This window comes from Pseudomonas glycinae (assembly GCF_001594225.2).
GTDB classification, from domain to species: Bacteria; Pseudomonadota; Gammaproteobacteria; order Pseudomonadales; family Pseudomonadaceae; genus Aquipseudomonas; species Aquipseudomonas glycinae.
The window spans coordinates 3350485-3362454 of record NZ_CP014205.2; the positions used below are offsets into that span (position 1 = coordinate 3350485).

An 11970-nucleotide genomic window follows, 5' to 3' on the forward strand; every position below is an offset into this window, starting at 1 on the left:
GTTGCCGTCCTACACGGAGCTGACTAACATGTCAGAAAATTCATCCCATGATTGGATGAAAGGGCGAATCCTATGTCAGACATTTCTCCACTCATTAAGCGATCCCTGGTCGATCAGGCCCTGGATCAATTGCGCCAGCGCATCACCGACGGCACGTGGCAGGTCGGTCAGCGATTGCCGACCGAGCCCGAGCTGTGCGCCGAACTCGGCATCAGCCGCAACACCGTTCGCGAGGCGATGCGGGTGCTGGCGTTCTCAGGGTTGATCGAGATCCGTCAGGGTGACGGCAGTTACCTGCGGGCAGTGGTCGATCCGATGGACACGCTCAAGGCGCTGTCCAAATGCTCGCTGGATCAGGCCCGGGAAACCCGGCACATCCTTGAAGTCGAGGCCATTGGCCTGGCGGCCTTGCGCCGGACCGACGAAGACCTCGTCGCGTTGCGCGAGGCACTGGGGCACGCCGGCAGTCACTACCATGGCGACCTCGACAGCTACATCGCCTGCGATCTGGTTTTCCACCGCCGTCTGGTGGACGCCGCGCACAACCCGACCCTCAGCGAGCTGTATCGCTATTTTTCCAGCATCGTCGGCGCGCAATTGCGCCAGACCCTGAACATCGTCCCCCGTCGACAGGAAGTCTTCGATTTGCACGTCGCCTTGCTTGAGGCCGTCGAGCAGCGCGATCCGGAGCGGGCCAAAGCCCTGTCGAGGCAGTTGATCAATGAACCTTGAAACCGAGAAAACCATGTCCCGCCCAGAAGTCTCCACAGCCCCCGTTCGCAAGGCCGAGCTCGAAGAGTTGTTGATCGACGCCGAAGCCGATGACGAACAGGTGCAGCAAAGCCATCCGCTGGTGCGGCGTCCGTGGCTGTTGCTGCTGGGGCTGATCCTGGTGGCGTTGAACCTGCGTCCGGCGCTTTCGAGCATGGCGCCGTTGCTCGGTGAAGTGTCGAAAAGTCTCGGTTTGTCCGCTGCTCAAGCGGGATTGCTGACGACGCTGCCAGTGCTCTGCCTTGGGTTGTTCGCACCTCTGGCCCCATTGCTCGCACGGCGTTTCGGTGCCGAACGGGTGGTACTGGGGATTCTTCTGACACTGGCCGGCGGCATCATCCTGCGCAGCAATTTCGGTGAGATCGGTCTGTTCGCCGGCAGCGTGCTGGGTGGCGCGAGCATCGGCATCATCGGCGTGTTGCTGCCGGGCATCGTCAAACGCGACTTCGCCAAACATGCCGGCACCATGACCGGCGTCTACACCATGGCCCTGTGCCTGGGCGCGGCAATGGCGGCGGGATCGACCGTGCCATTGAGCGAACACTTTGACCACAGCTGGGCCATGGGCCTGGGTTTCTGGGTGATTCCGGCGCTGGTGGCGGCAGTGTTCTGGCTGCCGCAAATCGGCCAGAAGCATGGTGCACACAACCTTGCTTACCGGGTGCGCGGTCTGCTGCGGGATCCGCTGGCCTGGCAAGTGACCTTGTACATGGGCCTGCAATCGTCGCTGGCCTACATCGTGTTCGGCTGGCTGCCGTCGATCCTTATCGGTCGAGGGCTGACGCCGACCCAGGCCGGTCTGGTGCTGTCCGGATCGGTGATCATCCAGCTCGCCAGCTCCCTGGCGGCACCGTGGCTGGCCACACGTGGCAAAGATCAGCGGCTGGCGATCGTGGTGGTGATGGCGTTGACCCTGGGCGGCCTGTTCGGTTGCCTCTTCGCGCCGATCGAAGGCCTGTGGGGCTGGGCGATCCTGCTGGGCCTGGGGCAGGGCGGCACGTTCAGCCTGGCGCTGACCCTGATCGTGCTGCGCTCGCGGGATTCCCATGTCGCGGCCAACCTGTCGAGCATGTCCCAGGGCTTCGGCTACACCCTGGCGTCAATGGGGCCGTTCGCGGTCGGCGTGGTGCATGACTGGACCGGCGGCTGGAACGCCGTGGGCTGGATTTTCGGCATCATTGGTGCGGGTGCAATCCTCGCTGGCCTCGGTGCCGGACGTGCGCTGTACGTGCAGGTGGTCAGCGAAAAGGTCTGATGCGTACGCACTGTCGGTATTCGAAATGCGAATGCCGATAGTGTTTCAGGCGTTTGCGGATTATCGTGCTGGCAATCTGTACCTTTCCTGGAGATTGCCCATGAGTGAAGAAGCCCACAGCGCCCTGATCACCCGTTTCTACCAGGCTTTCCAGCGCCTCGACGCCGAGGCCATGGCCGCCTGCTACACCGACGACGTGGTGTTCAGCGATCCGGCCTTTGGCGAGCTGCGCGGTCGTGATGCCGGCGACATGTGGCGCATGCTCACCACTCGCGCCAAGGACTTCTCCCTGACCTTCAACAACGTCCGCGCCGACGAGCGCAGCGGCGGCGCCCACTGGGTGGCGACCTACCTGTTCAGCCAGACCGGCAATGTCGTGATCAACGACATCCAGGCGCGCTTCGTTTTCCGTGACGGCAAGATCTGTGAACACCACGACCACTTCGACCTGTGGCGCTGGTCGCGTCAGGCGCTGGGTTTCAAGGGGGTGTTGTTGGGCTGGACGCCTCTGGTGCGCAACGCTGTCCGTGCTCAGGCGCTGAAAGGGCTGAAGGCATTTCAGGCGAGTCGCTGATAAGATCGCCACCTGTTTTCCTTACGCCTGAATTGTCCCGTGAACAGCCTCAGCGAAAATCCTCTCGATGCCGACGTTCCAGTGAGCAAATCCTGGTTCGTCTACCTCGTACGCGCCGCCAACGGTTCGCTGTACTGCGGGATCAGCGATGATCCCGTGCGCCGTTTCGCCAAGCACCAGAGCGGCAAGGGCGCACGGTTCTTTCTTTCAAGCCCGGCGATGGCGCTGGTCTACACCGAGCGTTGCCGCGACAAGGGTGATGCTTTGCGTCAGGAGCGGTTGATCAAGAAGCTCAGGAAGAGTGCGAAGGAGTGTCTGGTGGCGTCTTATCGGCCTGATTGATCAGGTATTGGCAAACGGTAGAAGTCTCCGCGTCGACGCGGTGCCTCCGGCAAACGACAGGCGAAAAAAAACCGCCTTTGCGGGGCGGTTTTTTCTGTAAACGCCGGTTTGCGGCCGGGTTTACTGATCTCACAGGAGACATTGACGTAGGCGGAGAGTATTCCTCTTTGCATGCCTTATCAACCTGACTGATCAGTTCCCATCAGCCGGATCCGTAGGCTGCGAACGAATTGCGCGCTAAGCTGCTGGTTCACTTTCTGTGCGGCGGAGCCGAGCATGTCCGAGTTGATTCTGCATCATTACCCGACCTCTCCATTCGCCGAAAAGGCCCGGCTGCTGTTGGGTTTCAAGGGCTTGTCCTGGCGCTCGGTGCACATCTCACCGGTGATGCCGAAACCGGATCTGACTGCGCTGACCGGTGGTTACCGCAAGACCCCGGTGTTGCAGATCGGTGCCGACATCTATTGCGACACCGCGCTGATCGCCCGTCGCCTCGAGCAGGAAAAGGCCCAGCCTTCGTTCTTCCCGGAAGGTCAGGAAATGATCGCCGCCAGTTTCGCCGCCTGGGCCGATTCGGTAGTGTTCCAGCATGCGGTGAGCCTGGTGTTCCAGCCGGAATCGGTGGCGGTGCGTTTCGGCAAGTTGCCGCCGGAAGCGATCAAGGCGTTCCTCGCCGATCGGGCCGGACTGTTCAGCGGTGGCAGCGCAACCAGGCTGTCAGCGGAGCAGGCCAAGCACAATTGGCCGACTCTCATGGCGCGCCTGGAGCAGCAGTTGCAGCGCGAAGACGGTGACTTCCTGTTCGGCGAGCCGTCGGTTGCCGACTTCGCCATGGCCCATCCACTGTGGTTCCTCAAGGCTACGCACGTGACGGCGCCCTTGGTGGATGCTTATCCGGCGGTATCGGCGTGGCTGGGGCGTGTGCTCGGTTTTGGCCATGGCGCGGCCAGCGAGATGAGTTCGGAGGAAGCACTGGAGATCGCGCGCAGCTCTACGCCGGCGGCGTTGCCGGACGAGGAGTTCACTGATCCGAACGGGTTCGTGGGCGGTCAGCAGGTGCTGATCGCCGCGACAGACTACGGCGTTGATCCCGTCGCCGGCGAGCTGGTGTTTGCCGGTCGCGAGGAGTTGATCCTGCGCCGTGAGGACGAACGTGGCGGAGTGGTGCATGTGCACTTCCCGCGTTTCGGTTTCCGAATCGAGAAACGCTGAAACATCTGAGGGAGCCGATTGGCTCCCTCGTTTATTTCAGTGCAGCGAGAATCTCGTCCGGATCAAACCCGCGAATCAACGTGCCATTGACGTCGATCAGCGGAATCCCGCGCCCGCCCAAAGCTTCGTACGCCTTACGTGCCTCGGCGTCCTTCTCGATATCGAATTCCTTGAACGCAATGCCTTTCTGATCGAGAAAGCGCTTGGTCTGCTTGCAGTAGCCGCACCAGTCCGTGGCGTACAACACGACCCTGGCGTTGGCGCGGACCTGCTCGGACGCCATCTGCGACGGGTTGAACACCCGCTCGATCTTGCCCCAGTTCTGATAGACCACAACCACCAGCAGAACCAGCGCAACCTTTTTCAGCACATTGCCGAGCATCAGTTGCGGCGCTTCAACTGATCGGTGAGCGAGGTCGGCAGGCCTTTGATGACCAGAGTGCCGGCTTCTTCGTCGTATTCGATCTTCGAGCCCAGCAGGTGCGCTTCGAAGCTGATCGACAGGCCCTCAGCGCGACCGGTGAAGCGGCGGAACTGGTTGAGCGTGCGTTTATCCGCCGGAATCTCCGGCGACAGGCCGTAATCCTTGTTGCGGATATGATCGTAGAAGGCCTTCGGGCGTTCTTCGTCGATCAGCTCCGAAAGTTCTTCCAGGCCCATGGGTTCGCCGAGCTTGGCCTGGCTGCTGGCGTAGTCGACCAGGGTCTTGGTCTTCTCGCGGGCGGAATCCTCCGGCAGGTCTTCGCTCTCGACGAAGTCGCTGAAGGCCTTGAGCAGAGTGCGGGTTTCGCCCGGGCCGTCGACCCCTTCCTGGCAGCCGATGAAGTCGCGGAAGTACTCCGAGACCTTCTTGCCGTTCTTGCCCTTGATGAACGAGATGTACTGCTTGGACTGCTTGTTGTTCTGCCACTCGGAAACGTTGATCCGCGCTGCCAGGTGCAGTTGACCGAGGTCGAGGTGGCGCGACGGGGTCACGTCCAGTTGATCGGTCACTGCCACGCCTTCGCTGTGGTGCAGCAGGGCGATGGCCAGGTAATCGGTCATGCCTTGTTGATAGTGGGCAAACAGCACGTGGCCGCCGACCGACAGGTTCGATTCTTCCATCAGCTTTTGCAGGTGCTCGACCGCGACCTTGCTGAACGCAGTGAAGTCCTTGCCGCCTTCCATGTATTCCTTCAGCCAGCCGCTGAACGGGAATGCACCGGACTCCGGATGGAACAACCCCCAGGCTTTGCCCTGTTTGGCGTTATAGCTCTCGTTGAGATCGGCGAGCATGTTCTCGATGGCTGCGGACTCAGCCAGTTCGGAGTCACGGGCGTGCAGAACTGCGGGTGTGCCGTCGGGTTTTTTGTCGATCAAATGGACGATGCAATGACGGATCGGCATAGGCTTCTCGGCTGGTGGAAGGGAGGAGGGCGGGCTCCCCCGAAAAAGCGCCCAGTGTACCGCAACCACTGGATTTGGCGCGGGGTGAAGGGCAAATCCGGGTCAGCCGACCGCCCTTATGCATTTATTTACCGATTTAGCGCAATAAACCTGACCATTTGGCTAGCTAGAGGCGGATATTTCCTTGTCTCTGTGCTAGTTTTGCCCGGTCTTGTGCGAAGTCACCGCGACAAGCATGCATTCAGCTTTTGTCAGGTCGAACCAAACCTTGATTTCGGCATCTATAACCCCGACTCGTCGTGGTTATCGCCGAGGGTGCCAGATCCAGAAGATCGGGCTCGATGGCTGACACTGCACTCTGCAATCCATATGAATTTGATAGGGAAGGAACACTACATGGCTCTTACTAAAGACCAACTGATCGCCGACATCGCTGAAGCTATCGACGCGCCGAAAACCACCGCGCGTGCCGCTCTGGACCAACTGGGTCAAATCGTTGCCGATCAGCTGGAAAATGGTGCCGAAATCACTTTGCCAGGTATCGGCAAGCTGAAAGTGACCGAGCGTCCTGCCCGCACTGGCCGTAACCCGTCGACTGGCGCTGCCATCGAAATCCCTGCCAAGAAAGTGATCAAGCTGGTTGTGGCCAAAAGCCTGACCGACGCTGTGAACAAGTAAGACGCAGCGATACAAAAAACCGTGCACCGGAGCGATCCGGACACGGTTTTTTTATGTCTGCTGTTTGTGTTTCAGCAGTAGCGGCGGCTTTGCGATCAAGCCCCGCCCCGATTGAAGCGAATTACTTGCGAACCCAGCGTTCGCGCCGCCAGATCTGCTGCTCGGACTTGGTCTGGAAGGTCCATGCCACGAAGCGGCTCTGCTTCTGCCCCTGGGACATTTCCACTACCTGGCTTTCCAGCGCACCGGCCTTCTTCAGCGCAGTTTCGATGGCAGGCAGGTTTGAAGCTTTCGAGACCAGGGTGCTGAACCACAACACCTTGTGCGCAAAGTTCGCACTTTCGGCGATCAGTTGCGTCACGAAGCGCGCTTCACCGCCTTCACACCAAAGTTCGGCCGATTGACCGCCAAAGTTCAGTACCGGCAGTTTGCGTTTCGGGTCGGCCTTGCCCAGTGCCCGCCACTTACGCTCGCTGCCCTTGGTAGCCTCTTCCATCGAGGCGTGGAACGGTGGGTTGCACATGGTCAGGTCAAAGCGCTCGCCAGGCTCCAGAAGGCCGATCAGGATGTGCTTGCGGTTCTCCTGTTGGCGCAGCTGGATGACCTTGTTCAGGTCGTTGGACTGGACGATGGCCCTGGCGGCGGCCACGGCGGTCGGATCGATCTCCGAGCCGAGGAAGTGCCAGCGATATTCGCTGTTACCGATCAGCGGGTACACGCAGTTGGCGCCCATGCCGATATCCAGCACATTGACGATGGCGCCACGCGGAACCACACCGTCGTTGTTGCTGGCCAAGAGGTCAGCCAGGAAGTGGATGTAGTCGGCACGGCCCGGCACCGGCGGGCACAGATAATCGGCCGGGATGTCCCAATGCTGGATGCCGTAGAACGACTTGAGCAGCGCCCGGTTGAACACACGCACTGCATCGGGACTGGCGAAGTCGATGCTTTCCTTGCCGTACGGGTTGGTGATCACGAACTTCGCCAGTTCCGGCGTAGTCTTGATCAGCGCCGGGAAGTCGTAGCGACCCTGATGGCGATTGCGCGGATGCAGGCTGGCTTCTTTACGCGGCGCCACGGGCTTGGCCGGGGTGACGGAGTCAGGCTTCTTGCGCGCAGGTTTCGGTGTGCGTGGGGCGTTCATGGGCGTGGTCGATTCGGGTAGGGCTGAAAGTGGCCGGTATTGTCCCACATCTCAACGTTACCCGAGCAAACGAGTGAAGAAGGTATAACCATCGCGACTGTCGATTCCAAATCGGTCTTTGATACCTGTCATATATGACAGTAGGCGAACTTTTTGAATATGGCTTTACTGGCAACGTCTACCCAACAGGAAATTTTTCAGGGAATTATTGAGATGATTGAACTAAGTAAAGCGACTTTTCCAAGTGCCAACCTGTCAGGATTTATCAGCTGTGTAAGCGATCCGAGCCCCGTTAAGGGCGTTCTTGTTGATGTCAAAATTTCTCCGGAAGTGATGGAGGGGGACATAATTGAGCTGACATCTCAAGCCTGTTCAAGTCTCAATGGCATGGTACCTATTGCAGGTACGGAAGCTACTTTCACCCAAACCGTAACGCAGAGCACGCCGTATCTACAATTCCGCATTGAACCGTACGAGAAACGCATCAAACCAATCCTTGAGCATACCAACGGGAGTGGGTCGCTGCTTGTGAGATATGTCGTAACGCGAGGTTCCTCTATTATCGGTACCTCACCCGAATCAATCGTCAAAGTCGCACTCACGCAACCAAATGGCGAACCCTGCCCGGAGTAATACCCCGGGCACAAAAAAGGGAGGCCGTTGCGGGCCTCCCTTTTTCAGTGCGATTTGCCGTTACAGGCTGGCAATCCGCGCGTGCTGCTCGGCCAGCTTGGCCAGAGCCTGTTCGGCTTCGGCCAGTTTGGCGCGTTCCTTCTCGATGACTTCGGCCGGAGCCTTGTCAACGAAACCGGCGTTGGACAGCTTGCCGCCCACCCGCTGGACTTCGCCCTGCAGACGCAGGATTTCCTTGTCCAGGCGCGCCAGCTCGGCGCCCTTGTCGATCAGACCGGCCATCGGCACCAGCACTTCCATCTCGCCAACCAGCGCGGTCGCCGACAGCGGCGCTTCTTCGCCGGCGGCCAGTACGGTGATCGACTCCAGACGCGCCAGCTTCTTCAGCAGCGCTTCGTTTTCGGTCAGGCGACGCTGGTCTTCAGCGCTGACGTTCTTCAGGTAGATCGGCAGCGGTTTGCCCGGGCCGATGTTCATTTCGCCACGGATGTTGCGCGTGCCGAGCATCAGGCCCTTGAGCCATTCGATGTCGTCTTCGGCCGCCGGATCGATGCGCTCTTCGTTGACCACCGGCCATGGTTGCAGCATGATCGTCTTGCCCTGAATACCGGCCAGCGGCGCGATGCGCTGCCAGATTTCTTCAGTGATGAACGGCATGAACGGATGCGCCAGACGCAGCGCCACTTCCAGTACGCGAACCAGCGTGCGGCGAGTGCCGCGCTGACGCTCGACCGGCGCGTTTTCGTCCCACAGCACTGGCTTGGACAGTTCCAGGTACCAGTCGCAGTACTGGTTCCAGATGAACTCGTACAGCGCTTGCGCCGCCAGGTCGAAACGGAACTGATCCAGTTGACGGGTCACTTCGGCTTCGGTGCGTTGCAGCTGCGAGATGATCCAGCGATCCGCCAGCGACAGCTCGTAGGCTTCGCCGTTCTGGCCGCAGTCTTCGCCCTTGTCCAGAACATAACGCGCGGCGTTCCAGATCTTGTTGCAGAAGTTGCGATAGCCTTCGACGCGGCCCATGTCGAACTTGATGTCGCGACCGGTGGACGCCAGCGAGCAGAAGGTGAAGCGCAGGGCGTCGGTGCCGTAGCTGGCGATGCCGTCGGCGAATTCGTCGCGGGTCTGCTTCTCGATCTTCTTCGCCAGTTTTGGCTGCATCAGACCGGACGTGCGTTTCTGCACCAGTGTTTCGAGCTCGATGCCGTCGATGATGTCCAGCGGGTCCAGGACGTTGCCCTTGGACTTGGACATCTTCTGGCCCTGGCCATCACGCACCAGGCCGTGCACATAAACAGTCTTGAACGGAACCTGCGGCGTGCCATCCTCGTTCTTGATCAGGTGCATCGTCAGCATGATCATCCGGGCAACCCAGAAGAAAATGATGTCGAAACCGGTGACCAGCACGTCGGTGGAGTGGAATTTCTTCAGGAACTCGGTCTTTTCCGGCCAGCCCAGGGTGGAGAAGGTCCACAGGCCTGAACTGAACCAGGTGTCGAGAACGTCGTTGTCCTGTTGCAGCGCAACGTCCGGGCCGAGATTGTGCTTGGCGCGCACTTCGGCTTCGTCGCGACCGACGTAGACCTTGCCCGACTCGTCGTACCAGGCCGGAATCCGGTGGCCCCACCACAGCTGACGGCTGATGCACCAGTCCTGGATGTCGCGCATCCACGAGAAGTACATGTTTTCGTACTGCTTCGGCACGAACTGGATGCGACCGTCTTCAACGGCGGCAATCGCAGGCTCGGCCAGCGGTTTGGTGGACACGTACCACTGGTCGGTCAGCCATGGCTCGATGACGGTGCCGGAGCGGTCGCCTTTCGGCACTTTCAGGTTGTGGTCGTCGACGCTGACCAGCAGGCCGGCGGCGTCGAACGCGGCCACGATCTGCTTGCGCGCTTCGAAACGCTCGAGGCCGGCGTACTCGGCCGGAATCTTGCCGTCGATGCTGTCGTTCAGCGTGCCGTCGAGGTTGAACACCTGCGCTGCCGGCAGCACGTTGGCGTTCTTGTCGAAGATGTTCAGCAGCGGCAGGTTGTGGCGCTTGCCGACTTCGTAGTCGTTGAAATCGTGGGCCGGGGTGATCTTCACGCAGCCGGTGCCGAATTCAGGATCGCAGTAATCGTCGGCGATGATCGGGATGCGGCGGCCGACCAGCGGCAACTCGACAAACTTGCCGATCAGGGCTTTGTAGCGCTCGTCGTTCGGGTTCACCGCGACGGCGGAGTCGCCGAGCATGGTTTCCGGACGGGTAGTCGCGACGATCAGGAAATCGTTGCCTTCAGCGGTTTTCGCGCCGTCGGCCAGCGGGTATTTCAGGTTCCACAGGAAACCTTTCTCGTCGTGGTTTTCCACTTCGAGGTCTGAAATCGCCGTGTGCAGCTTGGTGTCCCAGTTGACCAGTCGCTTGCCGCGATAGATCAGGCCGTCTTCGTGCAGGCGCACGAACGCTTCCTTAACGGCTTCCGAGAGGCCGTCATCCATGGTGAAGCGCTCGCGGCTCCAGTCCACGGACGAGCCGAGGCGACGGATCTGACGGCTGATGTTGCCGCCGGACTGATCCTTCCATTCCCAGACTTTCTCGAGGAATTTTTCCCGGCCCAGATCATGGCGGTTCTGGCCCTGGGCTTCGAGTTGACGCTCCACCAGCATTTGCGTGGCGATACCGGCGTGGTCGGTGCCCGGCTGCCAAAGGGTGTTGCGACCCTGCATACGGCGGAAACGGATCAGGGCGTCCATGATCGCGTTGTTGAAACCGTGACCCATGTGCAGGCTGCCGGTGACGTTCGGCGGCGGGATCATGATGGTGTAGGAGTCGCCCGCGCCTTGCGGGGCGAAGTAGTTCTCGGACTCCCAGGTGTTGTACCAGGAAGTTTCAATGGCGTGCGGCTGGTAGGTCTTATCCATGCGCGGCGGGACCCTATTGGCATTTATTCAGGAAAAGCCGGGAAGTATAGCGGGGCATGGGGCGCAGGGCGAGCGGGGCGGGCCGGGTGGAGGCTTAAATGTGGGAGCTGGCCTGCCAGCGATGCAGGCGCCGCGGTTTTTCAGGAAAACCGCAGTGATGCGAACGCTGGCAAGCCAGATCCAACAGGAGATCGGGAGATTATTCGTATTGGCCGAGAAGCCGTTCCATCCGCGCCTCGAGGCGACGTTTGATTTCGGTTTCGATGTGCGGGGCGAAGTCGTCGATCACGTCCTGCATGATCAATTGCGCGGCGGCGCGCAGTTCGCTGTCCAGATGCAGGAGGGCGTCGGGGCCTTTATCCACAGGCGCGACGGGCGCAGTAGCGGGCTTCACGACGGGGGCGGGAGGCGGTACGACGGCGGGAGGCTCAGTGCCGACCGAATCGAACAACATCGGAATCTGTTCCTGTTCGCCATCATCGACCGTGTCGGTCAGCAGTGGCGGTTGCAGGTTGTCATCGCCGAGCAACTGGCGGATCGACTCAAGGTCGTCCAGCAGGTGCGCGGGTTTTTGCAGCGGTTTTGGAGTGTCCATCGGCGTACTCAGAGTCGCTGTAAACGGTGGTCTTGCAGAGGATAGCCCTGTTCGCGGTAGAAACGGAAACTCTCCCGCGCCGCAGTGCGGATCGCCGGATCTTCCACCACCACCTCGGCAACGCGGGCGAATTTACTGGCGAAAACCGGGACTTTCAGGTCGAGGTTGACCAGCAAGTCCGCGTGCTGGCCGCAGTCGTCGCCCACTCCCAATACGATCAAACCTTCCGGTTCGCTTTCAGCCGGGCCATGGGGTACGAAGGTTTCACCCTTGAACGCCCACAGTCGCGCATCGAGATCATCACGCTGGGCGGCATCGCTGCAATGCAGGTAGATGCGATGGCCCATGCGCCAGGCTTTATCGGTGAGCTTGCAGGCAAAATCCAGGCGAGCCGAAGGATCGGCGCTGGGCAGGATATAAAAGTCGACTTTGGTCATTGCGGTTCCTGAGCTGAAAGCGGCGCCCCTCGAAAG

The 11970-nt window shown here is 60.3% G+C and carries 13 protein-coding genes; 7 read left to right on the forward strand and 6 right to left on the reverse strand.

What is annotated here, in order from left to right:
* Positions 1–72 precede the first annotated feature (72 nt).
* From AWU82_RS15170 to AWU82_RS15190, 5 genes are all read left to right on the forward strand, one after another.
* A complete protein-coding gene (locus AWU82_RS15170) occupies positions 73–732 on the forward strand; it encodes a FadR/GntR family transcriptional regulator (protein ID WP_064382442.1) in 660 nt (219 codons plus the stop codon).
* Positions 722–2026 (forward strand): CynX/NimT family MFS transporter, encoded by a 1305-nt coding sequence (locus AWU82_RS15175; protein WP_064382441.1) that lies wholly within the window; start codon positions 722–724, stop codon positions 2024–2026. Before AWU82_RS15170 ends, AWU82_RS15175 begins: the two co-directional genes overlap by 11 nt.
* A gap of 100 nt (positions 2027–2126) precedes the next feature.
* The gene (locus AWU82_RS15180) at positions 2127–2600 is read left to right on the forward strand and encodes a nuclear transport factor 2 family protein (protein WP_064382440.1); all 474 of its coding nucleotides are present in this window, start codon (positions 2127–2129) and stop codon (positions 2598–2600) included.
* 39 nt (positions 2601–2639) lie between these two features.
* A complete protein-coding gene (locus AWU82_RS15185) occupies positions 2640–2942 on the forward strand; it encodes a GIY-YIG nuclease family protein (RefSeq protein WP_064382439.1) in 303 nt (100 codons plus the stop codon).
* Between the two features lie 276 nt (positions 2943–3218).
* Entirely contained in the window at positions 3219–4154 is a 936-nt protein-coding gene (locus tag AWU82_RS15190) for a glutathione S-transferase family protein (protein WP_064382438.1), read from the forward strand.
* A 31-nt stretch (positions 4155–4185) separates the two neighbouring features.
* Here AWU82_RS15190 and AWU82_RS15195 read toward each other — a convergent pair whose 3' ends face one another.
* Positions 4186–4536 carry a glutaredoxin family protein gene (locus AWU82_RS15195; RefSeq protein WP_064382437.1) on the reverse strand — a complete coding sequence of 117 codons (351 nt, stop codon included), beginning with the start codon at positions 4534–4536 and terminating at the stop codon, positions 4186–4188.
* The gene (gene yejK / locus AWU82_RS15200) at positions 4536–5540 is read right to left on the reverse strand and encodes a nucleoid-associated protein YejK (protein WP_007957356.1); all 1005 of its coding nucleotides are present in this window, start codon (positions 5538–5540) and stop codon (positions 4536–4538) included. The genes AWU82_RS15195 and yejK overlap by 1 nt, the downstream gene beginning before the upstream one ends.
* Positions 5541–5936: 396 nt before the next feature.
* Here yejK and AWU82_RS15205 point away from each other — a divergent pair, with 396 nt between their 5' ends.
* Positions 5937–6218, forward strand: coding sequence for an HU family DNA-binding protein (locus AWU82_RS15205; RefSeq protein WP_064382436.1), 282 nt, complete (start codon positions 5937–5939; stop codon positions 6216–6218).
* A gap of 121 nt (positions 6219–6339) precedes the next feature.
* Here the strand turns inward: AWU82_RS15205 and rlmF are convergent, their stop codons facing one another.
* Complete coding sequence (gene rlmF / locus AWU82_RS15210; protein WP_064382435.1) at positions 6340–7362, reverse strand: 23S rRNA (adenine(1618)-N(6))-methyltransferase RlmF; 1023 nt, start codon at positions 7360–7362, stop codon at positions 6340–6342.
* 159 nt (positions 7363–7521) lie between these two features.
* On the opposite strand from rlmF, the gene AWU82_RS15215 reads away from it, so the two are divergent.
* Positions 7522–7995, forward strand: a complete 474-nt coding sequence (locus AWU82_RS15215) for a hypothetical protein (RefSeq protein WP_190241479.1) — start codon at positions 7522–7524, stop codon at positions 7993–7995.
* 60 nt (positions 7996–8055) lie between these two features.
* Here AWU82_RS15215 and AWU82_RS15220 read toward each other — a convergent pair whose 3' ends face one another.
* From AWU82_RS15220 to AWU82_RS15230, 3 genes are all read right to left on the reverse strand, one after another.
* A complete protein-coding gene (locus AWU82_RS15220; protein ID WP_064382434.1) occupies positions 8056–10902 on the reverse strand; it encodes a valine--tRNA ligase in 2847 nt (948 codons plus the stop codon).
* 199 nt (positions 10903–11101) lie between these two features.
* On the reverse strand, positions 11102–11497 hold the full coding sequence (locus AWU82_RS15225) for a hypothetical protein (RefSeq protein WP_064382433.1): 396 nt from the start codon (positions 11495–11497) through the stop codon (positions 11102–11104).
* 8 nt (positions 11498–11505) lie between these two features.
* Positions 11506–11934 carry a DNA polymerase III subunit chi gene (locus AWU82_RS15230; RefSeq protein ID WP_064382432.1) on the reverse strand — a complete coding sequence of 143 codons (429 nt, stop codon included), beginning with the start codon at positions 11932–11934 and terminating at the stop codon, positions 11506–11508.
* Positions 11935–11970: the final 36 nt, after the last annotated feature.

What these genes read in the sequence shown, in the direction of transcription:
- AWU82_RS15225 (WP_064382433.1), bottom strand. Translation starts at nt 11,497, where the DNA reads ATGGACACTCCAAAACCGCTGCAAAAACCCGCGCACCTGCTGGACGAC.
- AWU82_RS15195 (WP_064382437.1), bottom strand. Translation starts at nt 4,536, where the DNA reads ATGCTCGGCAATGTGCTGAAAAAGGTTGCGCTGGTTCTGCTGGTGGTT.
- rlmF (WP_064382435.1), bottom strand. Translation starts at nt 7,362, where the DNA reads ATGAACGCCCCACGCACACCGAAACCTGCGCGCAAGAAGCCTGACTCC.
- AWU82_RS15170 (WP_064382442.1), top strand. Translation starts at nt 73, where the DNA reads ATGTCAGACATTTCTCCACTCATTAAGCGATCCCTGGTCGATCAGGCC.
- AWU82_RS15230 (WP_064382432.1), bottom strand. Translation starts at nt 11,934, where the DNA reads ATGACCAAAGTCGACTTTTATATCCTGCCCAGCGCCGATCCTTCGGCT.
- AWU82_RS15180 (WP_064382440.1), top strand. Translation starts at nt 2,127, where the DNA reads ATGAGTGAAGAAGCCCACAGCGCCCTGATCACCCGTTTCTACCAGGCT.
- yejK (WP_007957356.1), bottom strand. Translation starts at nt 5,540, where the DNA reads ATGCCGATCCGTCATTGCATCGTCCATTTGATCGACAAAAAACCCGAC.
- AWU82_RS15220 (WP_064382434.1), bottom strand. Translation starts at nt 10,902, where the DNA reads ATGGATAAGACCTACCAGCCGCACGCCATTGAAACTTCCTGGTACAAC.
- AWU82_RS15190 (WP_064382438.1), top strand. Translation starts at nt 3,219, where the DNA reads ATGTCCGAGTTGATTCTGCATCATTACCCGACCTCTCCATTCGCCGAA.
- AWU82_RS15175 (WP_064382441.1), top strand. Translation starts at nt 722, where the DNA reads ATGAACCTTGAAACCGAGAAAACCATGTCCCGCCCAGAAGTCTCCACA.
- AWU82_RS15215 (WP_190241479.1), top strand. Translation starts at nt 7,522, where the DNA reads ATGGCTTTACTGGCAACGTCTACCCAACAGGAAATTTTTCAGGGAATT.
- AWU82_RS15205 (WP_064382436.1), top strand. Translation starts at nt 5,937, where the DNA reads ATGGCTCTTACTAAAGACCAACTGATCGCCGACATCGCTGAAGCTATC.